This is a genomic window from Caulobacter sp. FG7 (assembly GCF_057808875.1).
This window is the reverse complement of sequence record NZ_JBMDIW010000036.1, coordinates 32,188-53,156: the sequence shown is the minus strand read 5'-3', so window position 1 is coordinate 53,156 and position 20,969 is coordinate 32,188. Positions and strand designations below refer to the sequence as shown.

Below are 20,969 nucleotides of genomic sequence, written 5' to 3'. Positions count from 1 at the left end.
ACAAGCGCTTCGTCCTGCAGGGCCAGGCCATCACCGTCCAGGACGGCGTCTGCGTCGGCCCCGGCGGCACCCTGGCCGGCTCGGATCTCGACATGATCGGCGCCGTCCGCAACGCCGTCGACATGCTGGGCCTGTCGCTGGACGACGCCGTCATGATGGCCTCGAGCGCCCCCGCCGCATTCCTGGGCCTCGCAAACCAGCGCGGAACCATCGCCCCCGGCATGGCCGCAGACCTCGTCCTCCTCGACGACCAGCGCAACGTCGTCAGGACCTGGATCGACGGGCAGGGTTAGAATGGCGCGGGACGCGGCGCCCGCGTGTCGCTGTTGGCGCTGTTGATCAGGAAGATCGCCAGCACGGTCGCGGCCTGGGCCAGATCGGCCGGCGACAGCCGCTCCAGCGTATCGAGGCTCGCGTGGTGCGCCCGGCTGTCATAGTCGAGCGGATCCTGCAGGAACGAGATCCCGGGTAGGCCGATCTCGGTGAAGGTCGACTGGTCGGCGGGCCAGTGCGGCCCGTCATAGACGGCCAGCACGCCCAGGTCCTTCAGCGGCGCGATCCAGGCGCGGTAGAGCTCGGCCAGGGCCGGATTGCCGCCGGTGAACACCCCCCGGATACGACCCGAGCCGCCGTCGAGATTGAAGGCGACGCTGAAGTCTTCGTACTCGTTCCCCTTGCGCAGCGGTCCGACCTTGGCCCGTCGCCCCTGGACCGCCAGGGCCACCTGTTCGGGCGTGGTGGAGCGCGGGATCCAGCCCAGACGCTGCTTCGCATGGGCTTCGGAGCCGTAGAGCCCCTGCTCCTCGCCGCCGTAGAGGACGACGCGAATGGTGCGGCGAGGCTTGGCCCCGACCGCACGCAGGATGCGGATCGCCTCCAGGGTCGCGGCCACGCCCGCGCCATTGTCGGCGGCGCCCGCGCCCGCCGCCCAACTATCGAGATGCGCGCCCGCCAGCACCACCTGGGCCCTCAGGGCCGGATCCTGTCCCGGGCGCTCGGCCACGACGTTGTAGCCGGGCTCGGCGGGATCGCCCTCCTCGGTGGCGATCTCCAACTCCAGGCGCGGCGCCGCGCCGGCCTGCGCAAGACGCCAGCAGCGCGCATAGGCCGCGCCGTCGACATAGAGCGCGGGAAAGGACGGCCGCTCGGCGATCAGCCATGGACGACCGCCGAGTTCGGAGCCGTCGACGACCATGGCGCCAGGCTCGGCGCCGCCGCCGTCGATCAGCACGGCCCGCACGCCCTGCGCCGCCAGGAAGGCGTTGCGGCGAGCCTTGAACAGCCCTTCCCGCCCCTGGCGCACGCGGCGCTCGGCGACGGTGCGGTAGTAGGCGCTGACGGCCTGCGCGGCGTCGCCCTTCAGGACCTGCTCGTCGCTGTAGCGGACGATGGCAGGCGCTTCGGCGGTGTCGGACTTGGGCGGCGTCAGCAGCACGATCCGGCCGGCGAGCCTTCCCTTCGCGCGTTCGAGGTCTTCGTCGCTGTCCAGGCGCACGGCGATCGCCTGGCCGGCGACCGCGCCCTTGGTCGCCACCGACCAGGGGCTGGCCACGGCGGCGAACTGGACGGCGTCGGGCGCGGTCATCCGCGCCCAAGCCAGGGTCTGTCGCCAGGAAAGGCCGAACGGGCCGATCGGTTCGAGCCGTGGATCGCTGAGCCCTAGTCCCCGCATCCGCGCCAGGGCCCAATCATAGGCGCGCCGCATGTTGGGCGATCCCATCAGTCGGGCGCCGACCTCGTCGACCAGGCTCGTGGCGAAGGACATGGCCAGGCCGCGCCTGAGGCCCTCGTCGCGGATCGCCTGGTAGAGGGCGAGATCGGGACCGGGTGCCTCGCGGGCCTGGGCCTTCGGCGCCAGAGCCAGCGCGCCCAGACCGGCCAGGGCCTGCCGTCTCGCCAGCCTCACCTCAGCGCTCCGCCGGCAGGCGGATCACGCCGACGTCGCCCTCGATCTCGATACGGGTACCGAACTGCACGGAGGCGGCCTGGATGCGCTTGAGGATCCGCTGGGCGTCCTCGTGCGACGGCGACTTCGGCGTGCCCTGCAGGCGCTCGTCCTCCAGGTTCTGGATGAAGGGATGGATGCGGATCACGGCCACGCGGCCGTTGCGATACTCGCTGACCGCCACCGCGCCGTCGTACCACTCGGCCGGCAGGGTGAAGCCCCGGAACTGGCGGTTCCTGTCGCCGACCTGGAACATCAGGCTGCCCATGCCGTAGAATATCGGCCGCCCCTTGTAGAGCTCGACGCCCAGCAGGGCGTGCGGGCCGTGGCGCACCACCGCGTCGGCGCCGGCGTCGATCAGCTCGTGGAACAGCGGCTGCATGTAGTCGGCCGGCCGGATGTCCTCCGGATCGGACGAGGCCGTCTCGTGGGCGTGGATCGAGAACAGCACCAGATCCGCCTTGCCCCGTGCTTCCTTGACGCTGGCCAGGGCGGCGGCCCTATCGCCGACGTCGAGGTCGTAGCTGAGACCCAGGCGCCCGTCGACGCGGAAGGTGGTGCGGCCGATGGTCAGCTCGTCACCGCTCTTGGCGGCGGTGAACACCTCGGGATTCTTGGTCGCATCGGGCGTCGCCGAGCGGGCGGCGATCTCGCGCAGGGTCCGCATCTGTTCGGGCGTGACGCGCTGCAGCTCGCGTGAGCGCAGTGGGGCCAGGCCCGGACGGGCCCGGAAGCCGCGGGTCAGATTGGCGTCGGCGGCCAGGGAGATGTCGGTATAGCTGCCGGCGAATGACACCAGCGCCACCGTGCCGCGCGCGGTCTTGGCGTAGGCGGGCTTGCGGGCCACCGTCAGACTATCGCCCGTGCCGGCATGGACGACGCCGGCCGCGTCGAGCGCGTTCTGGGTCAGCACCATGCCCTCGACACCGAAATCGGTGGCGTGGTTGTTGGCCATCGACATGAGCTTGAAGCCCATGGCCTTCAGGTCGAAGGCCACAGCCGCATCGTTGACCGGCGTGCCGCCGCCGTTCTGGGCCGCCGGCCAGCCGGGGAACTTGTCGAAATCGAAGATCGCCCCTTCCTGGTTGCCGAAGGCCGCGTCGGCGCCGGAGAGCAAGCGCTGGATCCGCAGCGTGCCGGGATCGCCAAGGCCGGTGATCGGATGCTCGGGCCCGATCAGGTCGCCGGTCACCGCCAGCGAGAAGCCGTCCTTGACGGTGGCGGGCGCCTGAGCGGCGGCCGATCCGGCGACGGAAGCGGCCAGGAGCGCGGTGATCAGTAGACGCATTTCATCCCCTCGGTCCCAGGCTTGCGGGCCCATTGATAGACCTGGGCCTGCTCGCCGCGCGGCAGGTAGGTCAGCGGGAAGGTCTTGCCGTCGCGCGTGACCTTCAAGGTCAGGGTCGCGGCCGGATCGCCCTGCACGCCGTCCAGCGCCACGGCATAGGTGACGACGTCGCCGTCCCTGAGCCCGGCCTTGGCGGCTTCCGAACCGGGGATCAGCCCCCGGATGGTCTTGGTCGTGCCGACCAGCGACTTGGGCTCGAAGCCCAGCTCGAACCGGCGCACCTTGGCCGTCGTGCGGGTGAAGCAGGGCCCGAAGTCATCGGCCTGCGGCAGCATCAGCCCGCCAGCCAGCATGACCTCGTGCAGCTTGCGGCCGTCCTCGCCCAGCTCGCCGGTCACCAGCGCGATCCAGGCGGCGTCATCGGCCTTTTCGCCGGCGGCGAAGCGACGGTTCATTTCCAGCACCAGGTCGTCGACCGAGCGCTTGCCGCCGCTGGCGCGACGGATCTTGCCGTCCAGCACCGCAAAATAGAGCCCGCCGCGGTCATAGGGCAGCACGCGGACGCGGCTGTCCTCCCAGAAGCGCGGCATGATCTCGTGGTCGGGCGTGCCGTTCAGTGGATTGGCGTAGTAGCGCCGGGCGGTGTCGTTGAGGTCTTCCAGGAACTCGTCGGCCGACAGCAGCCCGGCCCGGAAGGGCAGCAGGCCCTGATAGTGGACGGCGATCCCCTCGCCGTACCACTGGCCGGCGTCGGAGTCGGTCCAGGTGTGGACCATCTCGTGCGACAGCGTGCCCTTGAGGCTGTCACCCCTGGTGTCGGCGCCGTAGGTGGTCAGGAACGAGCGGGTCAGGGCCGTGCCGCCGCCGGCGTTGATCGGATTGTATCGCAGGAAGACGCGATACGGCGGGACGGCCTTGTCGTGGAAGAAGCCGCTCATCCAGCCGTGCAGACGGTTGGTCCAGGCCATCAAGGGCGCCGGATCGAACGGCGGCGCTCCCATCCAGGCGGCCGAGAAACCCGTCTCGGACACCGCCGCCGGTTCGCGCTTCATCGGCCCGGCCATGAACACCGTCGAGGCCAGTTGGCCGGCGGGACCGTCCGGCAAGGCGACGTCGCCCTCGCCGAAGCTGGAGGTCGCCGTCGAGCCCTTGGGCAGGGCGCCAAGGTCCCAGCCGATGCGGATGCGGCGCGCGATCTGGTCTTCCGGCAGCAGGATGAAGGTGTTGCCGACGCCCGAGACGCCGCCGCCTTCGGTGCGCAGCGCATAGGGCGGACCCGAGCCGCGCGTGGGCGGGGTGTTGTCGACGGGGGCCAGATAGCGGACCACGACGGGACCGCGCGTGGCGCGTCCGGCCAGCCAGCGCCGCGACCAGACCATGCCCGTGGCGGGATCGTCCTTGATCGTCAGGGGGATGTCACCGTCGGCGTCGGTCACCGTGAGGCCGGTCAGGGTGTCGGCGACCGTAGCCGTATTGGCGATCACCAGCGGCAGGGTCAGCAGCGGCCCGCCCGCCTGGACCGAAAGATCGGAGAACCTCAACTCCACCGCCAGGCTGCCCGCGCCCCTGGCCTCGTCCATACGGCCGGGCGTCAGCCGCACGTCCAGGGACCGCGCGGGCTGGGCCAGGCTCGCGCCGACGGGCGCCAGGATGAAGACGGCGGCCAGCCCGGCCAGCAGACGGGTTCTCAGGGTCATTTCACCTGCTCGTAGAGATAGGCCGCCGCCGCCAGGTCCTGCACGGCGTGGCCGATCGACTTGTATACGGTAACGTCCGATGGCGACCGTCGCCCTGCCGCCGGATCGGCGAAGACCTCGCCGATCTCCGCCTGGATGCAGTCCTCGGAGACGAGGCCGGCGGCGATGGCGCGCAGGAACTCCCCTGCCCCGTTTCGCGCCGACTCTCGGCTCTCGACGAAATAGCGCCCGACCGACACTACGGCCGCTTCGGCCTCGGCGGCCGAGGCGACGCTGGCGCCGACCAGGTTCACATGGGTTCCCGGCGTCAGCCATTCGGCCATCAGCACCGGCTCGACCGCGCCGGTGACGGTGCAGACGATCTGGGCGTCGGCCACGGCCTCGCGGGCGTCCTCGACAGCGACCACGGACAGGCCAGTGCTCTCCGCCATCTGAGCGCAGAAGGCTTGGGCGCGCTCGAGCGATCGCCCCCAAACTCGCACTTCCCGAAGCGTCCGCACCCGCGCCAGGGCCTCGATATGGGCGCTGGCCTGGTGGCCGTGGCCCATCAGGGTCAGGCGCTCGGCGTCGGGAACCGCCAAGGCGTCGGTGGCCGCCGCCGTGCCCGCCGCGGTTCGGATCTGGGTGATGGCGCCGGCGTCGGCGACGCAGACGGCTTGGCCGCTCTGCGCGTCGAACAGCACCACCACGCCCTGGTGGGCGCTGCGGCCTGGACGGTCGGGCTCGGCGAACACGCTGATGAGCTTAGCGCCGAAATAGCCGCCGTTGAGCAGCGCGCCCGGCATCTGGCCGAACAGCCGCCCCGCGCCGATCGGGATGATCGAGCGGGGCAGTTGCCGGGTCTGGCCCGTCGACAGGGCCACCATCGCCTCGCGCACCGCCGTCCGGCAGCCATCGAGATCGAGGCGCTGCAGAACGGCGGCTTCGTCGAAGAACCGCATGCCTAGAAGCTGCGGCTCAGCGAGACGCCCGCGGTGCGCGGCTGCAGGAAGATGGCCTGCGGCGAGCTGGTTCCGCCACGGGTGGTCGCCTCCACGACGCCGCGCTCGTCACCCAGGTTCTTGATGTAGGCGGTGAAGCGCCAGTCGGCGTTGTAGATCCCCCCGCGCACGTCGAACGTGGTGTAGGACGGCAGTTGGATGCGCGAACCGTAGGCGGTGTTGCCCGTCGCCGTCGGCAGGATGTTGGCGAAGTCGCCGTAGCGCTCGCCGACATAGGCCACACTGGCGCCGACCGTGGCCGAGAAGCCGTGGCCGATCGACCAGTCGTAGTCGCTCGACAGGCTGGCCGAGACCTTGGCCGAGCCCGGCAGACGATCGCCCTTGTCGCCATAGATCGGCGAAGCGCCGGCCGGCGCCCTCAGGTCGTCCGACAGCTTGGCGTCCAGCAGGGTCAGGGCCCCGTCGAACGACAAGCCGCCGATCGGCGCCCAGCGGCCCGACAGTTCCAGGCCCTGGCTGCGGGCGGTGGAGCCGTTGGTGTAGTAGGTGAACTGCGTGGCCACGTCGGTGGTCAGGAGCTGGATGTCGTCCCAGTCGACCCGGAACAGCGCAGCCTCGTAGGTGAAGCGCGCCGCCCGGATCACGCCCTTCAGGCCGGCCTCGTAGCTGACCACGCTGTCGGACTGGAACGACAGCGGAACGCCCGTGACGCCCGCGCCGTTGGGACCGCCCGGGCGATAGCCGGTGGCGATGCGCAGATAGGCCATGGCGTCGGGCGAGATCTTGTAGCTCGGCGTCAGCAGCCAGGTGACCGCGTCGTCCGACGACTTGGCCCGGGGCTCCGACGAGCTCGGACCGAAGAAGCGGACGGCCTGCGGGGCGATGGTCGTGGTCGAGGCGCTGCTCTGGTCGTTCGACGAGTAGCGTACGCCGGCCTGCACGTCGAAGGCTGGCGTGAAGTGGTAGGTGACGTCGGCGAACGCCGCCTTTTCCTCGAACTTGGCCGGCCCCACCGAGGCGTAGGCGGTCGTGTCCGACCCCGTCGTCGGGCGCACGACCAGCGTCTGGTCGACCGAGATCTTCTCGCGGGTGTAGAAGCCGCCGACCAGCCATTCCAGCGGGCCGTCCGACTTCGAAGCCAGGCGGATCTCCTGGCTGAATTTCTTGGTCTGGTCGGCGTTGACCAGCGAGACGCTGGAGCCGGTCGGCGCCGAGAAGGCCGACAGCAGGAAGCCGAAGGTGTTGGTCTGGTCGAGGTCCGAAGCCGACTTGATGCGGTTATAGGCGCTGACCGAGGTCAGGTCGGCGAAGCCCAGGTCGAGGGTGGCGCGGCCTTGGTACAGGGTCACGTCGACGTCGCGCTTGGTCGGCGCGATGTTCAGCGTCATGTCGCCGTAATAGGGCGTGAAGTCGACACCGCCGGTGAAGGCGCCCGTGCCGCACGACGGGCAGATGCGGATCTGCGGGCTGCCGTTGAACTTGGCTTCCTGGCGCAGCACCGACAGGTCGATGCTCAGGGCCTCGGTCGGCTTGAACAGCAGCGCGGCGCGGCCTCCCTCGACGCGGTTGTCGTTGATGTCCTCGCCCGCGGCCTTGGCGTTGATGTTGTCGAGATACGGCGGATCATTGCGGGTGAAGCCGCTGACGCGCAGGGCCAGCTTCTCGCTAACGATCGGCAGGTTGACCGAGCCGCGCAGCGACCAGCCCTCGCCGCCGCCGGAGACGGTGTTGGCGCCGGCTTCGATGCGGCCGCTGAACCGCTCGGTGTCAGGGCTGACCGTCACGTACTTGACCAGGCCGCCCAGGCTGGAGGCGCCGTAGAGCGTGCCCTGCGGGCCGCGCAGGATCTCGACGCGCTGCAGGTCGGACGGATCGATGTCGATCAGCGGCGACTGGGCCGAGGCCGCGCCCGAGGTCAGCGGTACGTCGTCAAGGGCGAAGGCCACGGTGGCCGCCGTGCCGCCGCCGGTGGTGACGCCGCGGATAGCCACGCCGTTGGCGCGCTGCTCGGTCCCGCCGCCGCTCAGCGAGACGCCGGGCACGCGGTTGTAGAAGTCCCGCACCTGCACGAGGTTCTGCCGAGACAGGCTATCGCCCGTGACCGCCGCCACCGAGACCGGCACGTCCAGCAGGCGCTCGGACTTCTTCTGCGCCGTCACCACGATCTCGCCGATCGTCGTGTCGTCGGCCGCGTCCTGGGCGTGAGCCAGGGAACCGGCCAGGAGGCACGCGCCGCCCGAACCCGCCAGCAGGAAAGCCTTCAAACCGTTGCGCATCGCAGTCCCCAATTATCCGGGCGCGGCGTCCCCCGCCGACCCAAGACCCATGTTCGACAACAGCTTTGCAACAGAACGAAGACGCCTTCAACATTTTGTGGAAGGCATCGACTGCATGTTGATGCGTGCGGATTTTCGCATGCATTCCAGTCCATTGCTGATCAAACGGCAGGCGCCGGGCCGCGTTTCGAAGCCGAACGGCGATCGTGTTGCACAGGCGACAAGGCCGGAATATCAACGCTCTGTTGAATGACGTCGCTTCGTTCCCGGCTCACCGCCCCGCATGAAAGACCAGACCGCCGTGCAAGACGAAAAGGCCCTGCTGGGCGTGCTTCAGGGCGTGGCCAAGGCGCTGGAATGCGCCGTGAACCAGCACACCGAGGTGGTGGTCCATAACCTGCGCGAACCGGAATCCTCGATCATCGAGATCGTCAACGGCCACGTCAGCGGCCGCAGCGTGGGCTCTGCGATCATCTCCGGCCCTGCCGAGGACAAGGCCTTCGACACCCTGGTCGCCAGCAAGGCCGCCGCCCACCCCAACGAGGTGCGCGTGGTCTCCAACTACACCTCCCGGACCGGCGACGGACGCGCCCTGCGCTCGTCCTCGGTGGTGCTGTTCGACGAGGAGGGCGTTCCCGCCGCCGCCCTGTGCCTGAACGTCGACCTGGGCGCGATCGAGCGCATCCAGCGCGAGGTGCAGGCGGCCCTGATCCCCAGCGTCCTGCCGCCCCTGCCCGCCCCCCGGTCGGAAGGCAATATCGAGGGCCTGATCGAGGAGATCATCGTCTCGGCGCTCGAAGCCGCCGGCGCGCCTGTCGACCGCATGTCGAAAACCGAGAAGAAGGCCGCCGTCGCGATCATGCACGAGCGCGGTCTGTTCGTGATCCGCGGCTCGGTCGAACGCGTCGCCGCGCGCCTGGGGGTCACCAAGTTCACGATCTACAACTATCTCGACGAGATCGGCGCCAAGCGCTCCTGAACGGGGTCGCTGGGCCGCCTGCACGTCGACGACGTGTTCTAGGTCGACGGACGGGGCTGGAGGCTGTCCTAGTTGGCCGCGTCCGGTTTCCAGCCCCAGGCGTCCATCATGATCTGGAACAGGTGGGTGTTGGGGAAGTAGCCGCGCACGCGCTCGGCGCCAGCGCCGGTCGCCAGGGCCACGACCTCTTCGCCGGTGTGGCTGCGGTTGACCATGACGTTCTTGAGACGGACGATCTCCTCGTCCTTCCCGGCCGCCTTCCAGGCGTCGTAGCCTTCCAGCACCGGCTCGCCGCGACGGCCGCCATCCACCTGCAGGCCGAACGAGTGATCGGCCGTGAACAGCAGCAGGGTGTCCTTCAGGTCGACCCGCCCCTCGATCTCGGCGATCAGCTTGTCCAGGTCGACGATGTTCTGCAGACCCTTGCGGGGATCGTCGGTGTGGGCGTCCCACTCGATCACCAGCAGGTAGCCCTTGGGCGAGGCTTGAAGCAGGTCGAGCGCGCGCAGGGCGGCCGCGCGGACGTCGATCTGGTCGGCCACGACCACGGGCCGGGTGTTGGCCAAAGTTGCATCCTCGAGCTTGGCGTAGATAGGCCGATCATGCGCCTTGGCCAACTGGTCGAAGCCGGTTCCGCGCGCGGCCAGCTGTTCGCCGATCTTGCGGCGGCCGGCGCCGAACATCACGTCGACCCCGTCGCCAAAGCGCGGCGAGAAGGCCTGCGGGAAAATCTCGCCCCACTTCTCGCGGTCGTTCGAGTGCGCATAGGTCGCTGCCGGCGTGGCGTCGGTGATCGGCTCGGAGGTCACGACGCCCGTGCGCAGACCCCGCTCCTCGGCGTATTCCAGCAGGGTCTTGGTCGGCGCGCCATCGACCTTGCCGCGCACCGCGGCGGGCGACTGGCTGATCACGCCGTTGCGGGTCTTCACCCCGGTCATGATCGAGGACATGCCGTTGGCCGAGTCCGAAACGAACTGGTCGACCGGCGAGGTCTCGCTGAGGCCTAGGTTGGGCCACGTCTGGATATGCAGCTTCAGCGGTTCGCCGTAGGCCAGCAGGCTGGCGGCGTTGACCGACGGCACGCCGCCCGCGTCGGCGAGGAAGACGATGACGTTCCTGGCCTTCTGCGGTGCCGGAGCGGCGGGCGGGCGCGATCCCCCCTGCGCCAGAGCCGCGGACGACATCACCAACGACAGCGAAGCGGCGGCGAAAAGGTGTTTAAGCATCTGCATCCTCAAGCGAACTTCGCTCCGACGGATGCGCCTTCTAGCGGCTGCGCCGCGAGATTCGTGTGAAATGACTGTTACAGCGATCCGGGCGTCGCCCGCGCCGGACGCGAAGGCCGACGCCGCGCAAGGCGTCGCCCGAACCGTTCCGGTCCGGGACGTTCAGACCGCGACGTTACCCATACCAACGCCTCGCGTACGCTGACCGGTGTTATCTTGCGCGATTTTGCATCATAGTAATGTCCAGGTTGAGGGCGATGTCGCGCTCGCAGGCCGGAGGGTTGGGGGCTTGAAAGTTTTGTTCCGTATGCGGCGCGCCCTGGTCGGCGCGGTCGCAGCCATGTGCATTGGCGCGCCCCTGCTCACCGCAGTCCCCGCGTTCGCCCAGGTCGCCCTGCCCTCGCGCCAGGAGCTCGACCCAGCCAACGCCGCTCCCATCGCCGCGGCCCCGCGCGGCGACCTGTTCAAGGGCGTCGAGGCTGGTCCCTGCGCCTTCCGCGACAGCCCCATCAAGGTCACGCTGAAGGCCGTGGACTTCCAGGGCGGAACCTCCGGCGCCCTGGCCGTGCCGGAACAGGCCCTGGCCTCGACCTATGCCGAGTTCCTGGGCCGCGAAGCGCCGCTCAGCGCAGTCTGCGACATCCGCGATCGGGTCGCGGCGCTCTATCTGCGGCGCGGCGTGCTGGCCAATGTCGTCATTCCCGAGCAGCGCATCGCCGACGGCCGCCTGACCCTCACGGTGGTCGAGGCCCGGATCGGATCGGTGAACTATCACGGCGACGCGGGCCCGGCCCAGAAGCAGGTCGTGCGGTTCCTCAACCAGTTGCGCGGCATGGCGCCGTTCGACCTCGACGTCGCCCAGCGCTACCTGCTGCTGGCTTCAGACGTGCCGGGCGTGCGCATCCAGTCGGCGCTGAAGCCCTCGGCGTCCGGCGACGGCGCCCTGGACCTGGAGATCGCCATCGCCCGCGACGCCGTCGACGGTTCGGTGGTCGCCCAGAACTACGGCTCCAAGACCGTCGGCCGCGACCTGACCCTCGCACGCCTGGATCTCAACGGCTTCACGCCGCTGGGCGAGCGCACCTCGATCCTCGGCTACGGCACGCTGTCCAGCGACGAGCAGCGGGTCATCCAGGTGGCCGAGCGCTTCTATATCGGCGCCGACGGCCTCACCGCCGACCTGTCGGGCGCCTGGGGCTGGACCAAGCCGGGCGACGTTCTCAAGCCGCTGGACCTGGAAGGCGACTCCTTCGCCGGCAGCGTGCGCCTGACCTATCCGCTGACGCGCCATCGCAACCGCAACCTCAACATCGGCGTCGGCCTCGACTGGATCGACCAGAAGGTCGAGTTCGGCGGCGGCCTGGCCACCCTGACCGAGGATCACCTGCGGGTGTTCTTCCTGCGGCTGGACGGCCACTACGCGCCCGCCAGCCTGGCGGCCCATTCGGTGGCCATGACCGGCGTGTTCGAGGTGCGCCAGGGCAGCAACGGCCTGGGCGCCAGCCGCTATGGCGACCTCTCGGCCTCGCGCTTCCTGGGCAAGCCCAAGGCCACCGTGCTGCGGACCGAGGGCGAGATCGGCGGCCGCCTCGCCGGACCGGTGATCGGCAAGCTGAACGTCGTCTGGCAGCACACCGACGACCCGCTGCTGTCGTATGAGGAATACGGCGTCGGCAACCTGACGATCGGGCGCGGCTACGACCCGTCGTCGGCGTCGGGCGATCGCGCCCTGGCGGCCTCGCTGGAGTTCAGCACCGTTCCCCTGCCCTTCAACGGCGGTCGCGCGGCCTGGCGCCCCTACGCCTTCTACGACCTGGCCGAACTGACCAATCTGGGGGTCGGCGCCGGCAAGCTGGACCTGACCTCGGCCGGTGTCGGCGTGCGCGCCCAACTGACCTCGCGGGTGGCGCTCGACCTGACCTGGGCCAAGCCCTTCGACAGCCCGTTCGGCGTCGGCGACGCACCGTCCTCGCGCGTGCTCGTCTCGCTGTCCGCCGCCCTGTTCTAGTTTGCTGAAGTCTCCGGAGCGCTCTCCATGACCCAGTCCCCGATCCTTTCCCGCACCGCCTCGCGCTCGCAGCGCCGGACAAAACTGCTGGCGGCCTCGGCCCTGTGCGGCGTGGCCGCCATGCTCGTCCAGCCGGCTCTGGCGGGAACCCTTCCGGGGATCCCTGGAGCGGGCAACATCACCGTCTCGTCCGGCGGCTCGCAGCCGCTGATCACATATCCCGACGCCATCACCCTGCAGATTCAGCTGAACGCGTCCCGGACGGTGATCAACTGGTCCAGCCTGCACGTCAGCAGCGGCGACACGATGGACTTCCTGTTCAACGCCTCCAGCGACATCGTGCTGAACAAGACCACCAGCCAGATCGCCATCGACAACGGCGCGGTGATCACCGGCAAGGTCGGCGCGGCCACCGGCGGCAACATCTGGTTCTACTCGCCCCAAGGCGTGATCGTCTCGCCCGGCGCGACCATGACAGCGGGCGGGTTCGTATTCGCCGGCGGCACGGGCCTGATCGACGCCAACTTCGTCAACGCCGCCGATCCGACCGCCGTCCTGCGCGCCGCGTCGAACGCCATGATCCGGATGAGCACGCTGAGCTCGGCGACCAGCGCTTCGATCGACGCGGCCGGCAACGTCCTGCTCAGCGCCACCAGCGGCGCCCTCAACGTCCAGACGGCGTACGGCGCGACAGCCCAGATAAGCACGACGTCCGGCTCGATTACCGCCTCCGAGGTCACCGCCACCAGCGGCGCGGCCACGGTCACCGCAGGCGGCCCCGGCGCGACCGTGACCCAGATCACCGGCGCCACCGGCGTCACGGTCTCGTCGAGCAACAACAGTTCGGTCGGCGCGGCCACCACCACGGCCTCGGGCGACATCCTGATCACCAGCAACGGGTCGGCCTCGCTGACCCTCGGCAACTCGGCGCGCGATCTGACGCTGAGCGCGCCGCAGGTGTTCATGAGCACCGTCGACGCCGTGCGCAGCGTCTATGTCACCGGCACGACCCAGGCCTATGTGACCAACCGGATCTTCGCCGGCGACGACGTCGAGATCACCGCCGACGGCAATGTCACGGCAGGCGGCGCCTACATCAAGACGAGCGGCACGGGCGCCGACGACAGCCATATCCTGATCCGCTCGACCAACGGCTCGGCTTCGGGCGGCACGCTGCTCACGCAAGGCACGGGCTCCAAGGCCGGCGACATCACCGTCAGCGGCGCCACCTCGGCGACCCTGACCACCGGCGTTTCCAGCCGCGACCTGACGATGAGCGGCGAGAGCGTCAGCGTGAACAACGCGACCGCCGCGCGCGACATCACCCTGACGGCTTCCAACGGATCCGCGACGGTCACCACCTCGGCCACGGCCGGTGACGATGTGGAAGTCGTCGCCACCGGCGGCGACCTCCTGGCCGGCGGCGCAACCCTGAAGTCGACCGGCGCGGGCGCCACCGACGACGGCCATGTCACGGCTCGCTCCACGACCGGCGCGGTCAATGTCGGCTCGGCCATCACCCAGGGCAGCGGCGTAGCGGCAGGCGACGTCTGGATCTCCGGGAGCACCGGCTCGACCCTGGGGTCGGCTTCCTCGACCAAGCACCTGATCTGGACCGGCGGCGACAGCCTGGCCCTGACCGGAAACTACAGCGCCGCCGGGCAAGCCACCCTGGTGTCGAGCGGCGGCGCCCTGAGCCAGACGGCCGGCGTGGTCACAGCCAACTCCCTCTCGGCGTCGGGCGCCACGGGCGTCGACCTGAGCGGCGACAATCAGATCGACCGCGCGATCAGCGTCCAGGCCACGGCCAACGACGTGGTCCTGAACAACGCCAAGGCGTTGGTCATCGCCGGCAATGTCGGCGGGCGGGACGTCACCGTCACCACCACGGCAGGCGACCTGACGGCCAATTCGGCGACCCAGGTCGTGGCGACACGCAACCTGACCCTGACCGGCGCGACGGGCGTCACCACCAACACGGGGGCCGGCGGCCTGTTTTCGGGCGCCAACAGCGTCTCGGTGACCGCCACGACCGGCGACGCCTCAGTGGCCACGGCCTCGTCCAACGGCACGATCCTGGTGCGCGCCCTCGACGGCTCGGCCGCCCTGCGCAAGGCGACGATCACGGGCACGGGCTCCCTGTCGGTCGTCGCCACGGGCGCGGCCACCCTGGGCGCCGACAGCCTGGCCGGGATCGGGCCCGGCAACACCGTCAGCCGCACGGGCGGCGTCGGCGCCACCGACGTCACCTCCACCGGCGGCGACGCCCGTGTCTTCCTCAGCAGCCTGAACACCGGCCTGACCTCGGTCACCGCAAACAACACCAGCGGCACGGCCTCGATCGGCGTCGACGGCGGCTTCGACGTCGGTACGGTCAGCGGCTACAGCGTCTGGCTCGATGCGTCGAACGGCACGGCCAACGCCACCAACGTCACGGTGAACGGCGGCGACTACACCGCCAAGGCCCGGGACTGGGGCGGCGCGGCGCTTAACCCCGGCGGCGCGATCCGCAACCTGTCGATCACCGACACCGACGGCGGCTTTGTGCTGGCCAACGCCCTGACCGCGACGGGCGACCTGACGCTGGAATCCTTCGACGCGCTGACCAGCGCCTACGACCTGACCGCCGACGGTGACGTCAAGGTCACGGCGGCGGGCGACATCGACCTGCTGTCGGCGACGGCCGGCGACGACATCACCGTCAACTCCACCGGCGGCCAGGCCATCCTGCGCAAGGCCGATCTGACCGGCGCCGGCGCGGGCCGCGACCTCAGTGTATCGGCCGCCAACAACGCCGTGCTGGGCGACCCCGACTATATCGCAATCACCGCCAGCAACATGTTTGCCCGTTCTGGTGGAAGCACGGGCACGGCCGAGGTCAAGTCGGCCGGCGGCTCGGCCATGGTCCACCTCGACGGCAGCGCAGCGCTCGACACCGTCAGGGGCGCTGAGGTGGACATCACGATCGCCAGCGGTCCGGGAACCTTCGGAACGCTGACGGCCACGGCCGGCGACGTCTATGCCGAGGTGCTGGACGGTGCGATGACCGTCGGAACCGTCACTGCCAACAATGGCGACGTCAGCCTCTACAACGCCGGCGGGGACCTGACGATCACCGGCTCCGTTCACGGCGCAGGCCTGGTCCATGTCGAGACCGACGGCCTGCTGGACGGCAGCCTGGCCAGCCTGATCTCCAGCGACGGCGACCTGGAACTCATCGGCGGCGGCGTTGACCTTGGTCATGTCACGGCCGACGGGATGATCGAGGTGTCGGCCATCGACACCGACGCCACGGTGCAACTGGCGCAGGCCGGCCAGACCGTGGTGGTGGCTTCGCTCTACGGGAATGCGACCCTGCGCGGCGCCGCCGCACCGGATGGCGTGGTCGTGCTCGCCGCCAACACCGCCACCTTCGGCGCCGACGACAAGGCCTCGATCACGGCCGCCAACTACGTCGACACCAACGCCGCCAGCGGCGGCCTGGGCGGGCTGCAGGTGATGTCCTTCAACGGCGACGCCGTAGTGAACATCAATTCGGCCACCAATGGCGTCGCGCTGGTCGGCGCGTCGATCGGCGGCAGCGCCACCGTCGTGCAGAAGACCGGCGACCTGAAGATCGACGAGATCGCCGCCTACAACATCAGTATCGAAGCCATGGGCGGCTCGCTGGAGACCGGTTCCACGATCACCAGCGGCGGCGACTACACGATCACCGCCCAGGATTTCCGCGGCGACGCCCTGACCCCTACCCTGTTCAACGGCGTCATCCGCGACGTCACGATCACCGACACGCTCGGCGACCTCGACCTGGGCGCCGCGGCCATCCATGCCGATCGCAAACTGGCCATCACCGCCCGGGACGGCGCGGTGCTCGGCCTGGCCCAGCTCAGCGCCGGCGCGGGCCTGGGCGACGGCGACATCAGCGTGACCGGTCAGGCCATCGCCCTCGACACGGTCGCCGGCGACGGCTCGGTGACCCTGGACGGCGGAACCGGACTGGTGAACCTGGCCACCAGCGTCACGGTCGGCGGCGACTATGTCCTTGCCGGCGGCGCCTTCTCGGCGGCGGCCCTCTCGCCGCTGGGCGCCAAGACCGGCGCCTGGACCATCGACGACAAGGTCGGCGCCTTCGACTTCACCGGCACGCCCCTCGCCTATGGCGGCGACATCACCGTCACGGCCGTGGGCGGCGTCACCGGCGGCGACATCACCAGCGCCAGCGGCGACATTCGCATTACCGCCACAAGCGGCCAATTGGGCGCGCTGAGCGCCGCCTCCGGCCAGGTCAGGGCCAGCGCCAGCGCCGGCGGCATGACCCTCGCCTCGGCCGAAGCCGCCGATCTGATCGAGGTCACGGCCACGACCGGCGCGGCGAGGCTCGGGTCGGCGGTCCTGACCGGAACCGGGGTCAACAGCCTGCTGGTGCGCTCCACGAGCGGCGACGTGACCCTCGGCGCGGCGACGCCCGGCGCCGTCACGGCGGCCAATGTCGTCACCTCGGCGGGCGCAAGCACCATCGTCGAGGCGTCGAGCGCGACCGGCGACGTCGACGTCAATCTGGACCGCGCCAACACGGCCCTCACGATCCTCTCCGCGCAGGACAATGTCAGGGTGGCCGTGGCCAACGGCGCGCTGACGATCGGCCAGCTGACGGCGGGCGCGACATCGCTCGTCACCGGCGGCGGCGATACACGGCTGGTTTCGGCCGATGTCGACGGCGACCTCCTGGTCAGCTCGACCGCGGGGGCCTTGCGCTTCGGCGACGCCACGCCCGGGCGGGTGATCGCGGTCAGCGGCGCGCTGTCCCTGAACGCCGCCGCCGACGTCACCCAGCAAGCCGTGCTGCGAAGCAATTCGCTGGACGTCGTCTCGGGAACCGGCGTCGTGCTGCTCGGCGCCAACGAAGTGGCCCATCTGGACACCATCAGCGTCACCGCCGGCGGCTTCGCCTTCAACGGCGCGACCGCGTTCGACCTGCGTGGTCCCATCACCGCCGCCGGCCAGACGGTGGAACTCCGCTCCGCCGGGGCGATCACCCAGACCGTCGCCGGCGTCATCACCGCTCAAAGGCTGACAGGGTCGTCGGTCGGGGGGGGCGATTTCGGCGCGGCCAACCAGGTGGTCCAGCTCGGCGACTTCAGCAACACCGGCGGCCTGTTCAGGCTGATCGACAACCGGTCCCTGACCATCGACGGTACGGTCCACAGCACCGGCGGCGTTTCGCTCGCCTCACACGGCGGCATGGCGTTCTCGGCCAATGGCAAGGTCGTGGCCGACGGCGCGGGCGACGCGGTGACCCTGGCCTCCGACGGGGTGTTCACCAACGGACGCGGCGCCGACGCGGTGACCGCGACCAACGCCGCCGGACGCTGGCTGATCTACACCCAGGCATTCGGCGACCCGACGGGCTCCACGGCCGGCAACAGCTTCAACGGCCTGGCCGGCAAGTCCTTCTACGGCTCGACCTACGACTTCGGGGCTGGGACCTTCGCCCTGGCGCCCAACGCCGGCAATCGTTTCGTCTACGCCTACCAGCCGATCCTGGCGGTGACGCCCGTCAGCCAGGTCGTGACCTATAACGGGGCCATCCCCTCGGTTTCGGCCACGGTCACCGGCCTGGTGAACGGCGATGCGGCCGCCGACGCCTGGTCGGGGACGCCCGTGGTCTCGGGCGCGACCAGCAAGAACGCCGGGACCTATGTCCTGACCGCCAGCGGCAGCCTGACCTCAGACCTGAACTACGGATTCAGCTACGGCGTAGGCTCCCTGCGGATCGATCCCAAGACCATCGGCGGCCTGCTGACCGCCGACGACAAGACCTATGATCGCAGCACCACCGCCACGGGCGCCATCACCCTGAGCGGCTTGGTGACCGGCGACGACGTCTCCGCCGCCGGCGCCTACGCTTTCGCCGACTGGAACGCCGGCGCGGGCAAGACCGTCACGGCTTCGGGCGTCGTCCTGTCGGGCGCCGACGCCGGCAACTACGTGCTGTCGCCGCTCGCCTCGGCCCAGGCCGACATCTTCAGGAAGGTCCTGACCGGAGCCCTGGTCGCCAACGACAAGACCTATGACGGCACGACGATCGCCACGGGTTCCGTCGACCTGACCGGCGTGATCGCTGGCGACACCGTCTCGGCCGGCGGGACCTACGCCTTCGCCGACAAGAACGCCGCCAACGGCAAGACGGTGACGGCTTCGGGCGTGATCCTGGGCGGCGCCGATGCGGGCAACTACAGCCTCGCCGGGGTGTCCTCCGACGTCGCCGACATCCTGAAAAAGACCCTGACCGGCGCTCTGGTCGCCAACGACAAGACCTATGACGGCACAAGCGTCGCCACGGGTTCGGTCGGTCTGACCGGCGTGGTCTCGGGCGACGCAGTTTCGGCCAGCGGAACCTATGCCTTCGCCGACAAGAACGCCGCCACCGGCAAGACGGTGACGGCCTCGGGCGTGACCCTGGCCGGCGCCGATGCGGGCAACTACAGCCTCGCCGGGGTGTCCTCCGACGTCGCCGATATCCTGAAGAAGGCCCTGACCGGGGCTCTGATCGCCAACGACAAGACCTATGACGGTACGACGGTCGCCACGGGCTCGATCGTCCTGACCGGCGTGCTCGCCGGCGAAACGGTTTCGGCCTCGGGGACCTATGCCTTCGGCGACAGGAACGCCGGCGTCGGCAAGACCGTTACGGCGTCGGGCGCGACCCTGACCGGCGCCGACGCCGCCAACTACGAACTCGGCGTCGTCAGCAGCGACCTGGCCGACATCCTGCGCCGACAGGTGACCGTGTCGGCCGACAACCTGTCCAAGCCCTTCGGCCAGGGCGACCCCGCCCTCACCTATCGCATCACCTTGGGCTCGCTGGTCGCCGGCGACGCCTTCAGCGGCCTGCTCCTGAGGGGGGCCGGCGAGACGCCAGGCGACTACGTCGTGTCGCGTGGAAGCCTCAGCCTGTCGTCGAACTACGACCTGACCTTCACGGGCGCGATCTTCACGATCGCGCGGTTCCCCGGCATCGAGCAGGAGGGCTCCATCGTGCTCAAGCATGTGACCCAGTCCCCCGACTTCACCCTCGACTGGGATCCGGAACTCAACCTCCAGACCGAAGGGCCCGCCTGCCAGGGCGAAGGCTGCCCGCGTCAGACGACCACGGTCGACGGCGGCAACATCGTCGCGGCCCTGCCGTAAGAACGCGACAAGGCGGGCGCCGCAGTACGGCGCCCGCCTTGCCTCGAACCATCCAGCCGCTGCGACCTATCGGGCGGCCGTATCGAGCGTATTCACCCGCGTAACGCCCTTGGCGTCCTTGGTCAGGCGGAAGGCGTCCAGTTGGCGGCCCGTCGCGGTGAAGGCGCGATAGGTCACCGCCTCGGGCGATACCTCCAGGGTCTGGAAGGTCTGGGTGCGCGAGGCCGAGCTAGTCGCCCAACTGAGCGGAGCGACCGGATACATCTTGGGCCCGGCCACCGAGACGACATAGGTCGAGCCCTTGTCGGACGGGTGGCCCGGCCCGGCGTTGGTCATCACCCCAGCGCCGATGGCGCCGCGCGCATAGCCGTGGTCGTGGGCCTGAAGAACCAGGTCGACGCCGTACTTGTCGATCAGCGGCTTGAGCGCGTCGCGCACCCGCTGGTTGTCGCGATCGGGATCGATCGAGAACAGCGGGAAGTGCAGGAACAGCGCCGTCCAGCGGTTGGGATTGTTCGCCAGCAGACCGTCCAGCCAGCGCACCATCTCGGCGCGCATGGCCTCGTCGCCGTGGAACAGCGGCGCATCGACCGAGATCAGCCGCAGGCCCTGATAGTCGACGGTCCAGGCCGTCTCCTTGAGCTTCTCGACGCCCGCCGGGCCGGTTTCAGGCAGGGTATACTGGCGACGCCACTGCGGGTTCAGCACCGGGCCGCGTCCGTACTCATGGTTCCCAGGCGTCGGCATCTGCGGTGTCTGGGCGTAGAGGAAACCGCCGGCCGCGAACCATTCGCCCCACTCGTTGTCGCTGTCGTGGCGATTGATCAGGTCGCCGGCATGGATGACGAAGGCAGCGTCGCCGGCCTTGCTGAACGCCATCCTCATCGTGCGCGAGGCCTCGCTGAGGATGTTGTTCTGCATGTCCCCCATGTAGAGGAACGTGAACGGCTTGGCGGTCGTGGCGGCGGTGCGGAACTGCAGCCATTCGGACCACTGCTCGCCGTCGCCGACGCGATAGGCGTAGACCGTCTCGGGCTTCAGCCCCTTGAGCACCACCGAATGATAGGCCGCCTTGAAGGTCGGATCCTCGCGCACGGCGATGGTGGCGTCGTCGGTGAGGGCCGCGACGCGCGCGGCCTTCTGGATGAAGTCCGGACCGTCCTCGGCCTCCGCGTACTCGACATGGCCCGCCCGCCCCGGCGCGGTGCGCCAGGTCACCGCCATCTCGTGCGCGGGGTCGGCCGTGAGATTCAGGATGATCCGCTCGGGTTGAACTGACGGTGGAACCGCCGGCCGATCGGACGCCTGGACCGGCGCGGGCTCGGGACGCAGCGGGCGCTCGGCCGTCTGCGCGAAGGCAGGTCCGCCCAGGGCCGCGAGCGCGGTCCCGAGCATCAGGGTTTGGATGGTTTTCATGC

Annotated in this window: 12 protein-coding genes; 5 read left to right on the top strand and 7 right to left on the bottom strand. The window is 69.7% G+C overall.

The window, feature by feature from the left end; all coding sequences use genetic code 11:
* A partial coding sequence (locus ACODR1_RS22305; protein WP_488882394.1) for an amidohydrolase family protein occupies positions 1 to 293 on the top strand: 293 nt, incomplete at its 5' end.
* Here ACODR1_RS22305 and ACODR1_RS22300 read toward each other — a convergent pair.
* The 5 genes from ACODR1_RS22300 to ACODR1_RS22280 are packed head-to-tail and all read right to left on the bottom strand — an operon-like array spanning position 290 to position 8,147.
* The gene (locus ACODR1_RS22300) at positions 290 to 1,906 is read right to left on the bottom strand and encodes a M20/M25/M40 family metallo-hydrolase (protein WP_488882393.1); all 1,617 of its coding nucleotides are present in this window, start codon (positions 1,904 to 1,906) and stop codon (positions 290 to 292) included. The genes ACODR1_RS22305 and ACODR1_RS22300 overlap by 4 nt on opposite strands.
* Position 1,907: 1 nt before the next feature.
* Positions 1,908 to 3,233: a CapA family protein gene (locus ACODR1_RS22295; protein ID WP_488882392.1), complete on the bottom strand. Its 1,326-nt coding sequence runs from the start codon at positions 3,231 to 3,233 to the stop codon at positions 1,908 to 1,910.
* Positions 3,221 to 4,930, bottom strand: coding sequence for a M61 metallopeptidase family protein (locus tag ACODR1_RS22290; protein WP_488882391.1), 1,710 nt, complete (start codon positions 4,928 to 4,930; stop codon positions 3,221 to 3,223). The genes ACODR1_RS22295 and ACODR1_RS22290 overlap by 13 nt, the downstream gene beginning before the upstream one ends.
* Positions 4,927 to 5,871 carry an ornithine cyclodeaminase family protein gene (locus ACODR1_RS22285; protein ID WP_488882390.1) on the bottom strand — a complete coding sequence of 315 codons (945 nt, stop codon included), beginning with the start codon at positions 5,869 to 5,871 and terminating at the stop codon, positions 4,927 to 4,929. The genes ACODR1_RS22290 and ACODR1_RS22285 overlap by 4 nt, the downstream gene beginning before the upstream one ends.
* A gap of 2 nt (positions 5,872 to 5,873) precedes the next feature.
* Positions 5,874 to 8,147 (bottom strand): TonB-dependent receptor, encoded by a 2,274-nt coding sequence (locus tag ACODR1_RS22280; protein ID WP_488882389.1) that lies wholly within the window; start codon positions 8,145 to 8,147, stop codon positions 5,874 to 5,876.
* Between the two features lie 49 nt (positions 8,148 to 8,196).
* Here ACODR1_RS22280 and ACODR1_RS22275 point away from each other — a divergent pair, with 49 nt between their 5' ends.
* Positions 8,197 to 8,400 (top strand): hypothetical protein, encoded by a 204-nt coding sequence (locus ACODR1_RS22275; protein ID WP_488882388.1) that lies wholly within the window; start codon positions 8,197 to 8,199, stop codon positions 8,398 to 8,400.
* Positions 8,401 to 8,430: 30 nt separating this feature from the next.
* Positions 8,431 to 9,126 (top strand): helix-turn-helix transcriptional regulator, encoded by a 696-nt coding sequence (locus ACODR1_RS22270; RefSeq protein ID WP_488882387.1) that lies wholly within the window; start codon positions 8,431 to 8,433, stop codon positions 9,124 to 9,126.
* Positions 9,127 to 9,194: 68 nt separating this feature from the next.
* Here the strand turns inward: ACODR1_RS22270 and ACODR1_RS22265 are convergent, their stop codons facing one another.
* Positions 9,195 to 10,352, bottom strand: coding sequence for an alkaline phosphatase (locus tag ACODR1_RS22265; RefSeq protein WP_488882386.1), 1,158 nt, complete (start codon positions 10,350 to 10,352; stop codon positions 9,195 to 9,197).
* A 289-nt stretch (positions 10,353 to 10,641) separates the two neighbouring features.
* Here ACODR1_RS22265 and ACODR1_RS22260 point away from each other — a divergent pair, with 289 nt between their 5' ends.
* On the top strand, positions 10,642 to 12,360 hold the full coding sequence (locus tag ACODR1_RS22260) for a ShlB/FhaC/HecB family hemolysin secretion/activation protein (protein WP_488882385.1): 1,719 nt from the start codon (positions 10,642 to 10,644) through the stop codon (positions 12,358 to 12,360).
* A 27-nt stretch (positions 12,361 to 12,387) separates the two neighbouring features.
* Positions 12,388 to 19,551, top strand: coding sequence for a YDG domain-containing protein (locus ACODR1_RS22255; RefSeq protein ID WP_488882384.1), 7,164 nt, complete (start codon positions 12,388 to 12,390; stop codon positions 19,549 to 19,551).
* A 66-nt stretch (positions 19,552 to 19,617) separates the two neighbouring features.
* Here the strand turns inward: ACODR1_RS22255 and ACODR1_RS22250 are convergent, their stop codons facing one another.
* Positions 19,618 to 20,967 (bottom strand): purple acid phosphatase family protein, encoded by a 1,350-nt coding sequence (locus ACODR1_RS22250; protein WP_488882383.1) that lies wholly within the window; start codon positions 20,965 to 20,967, stop codon positions 19,618 to 19,620.
* Positions 20,968 to 20,969 lie beyond the last annotated feature (2 nt).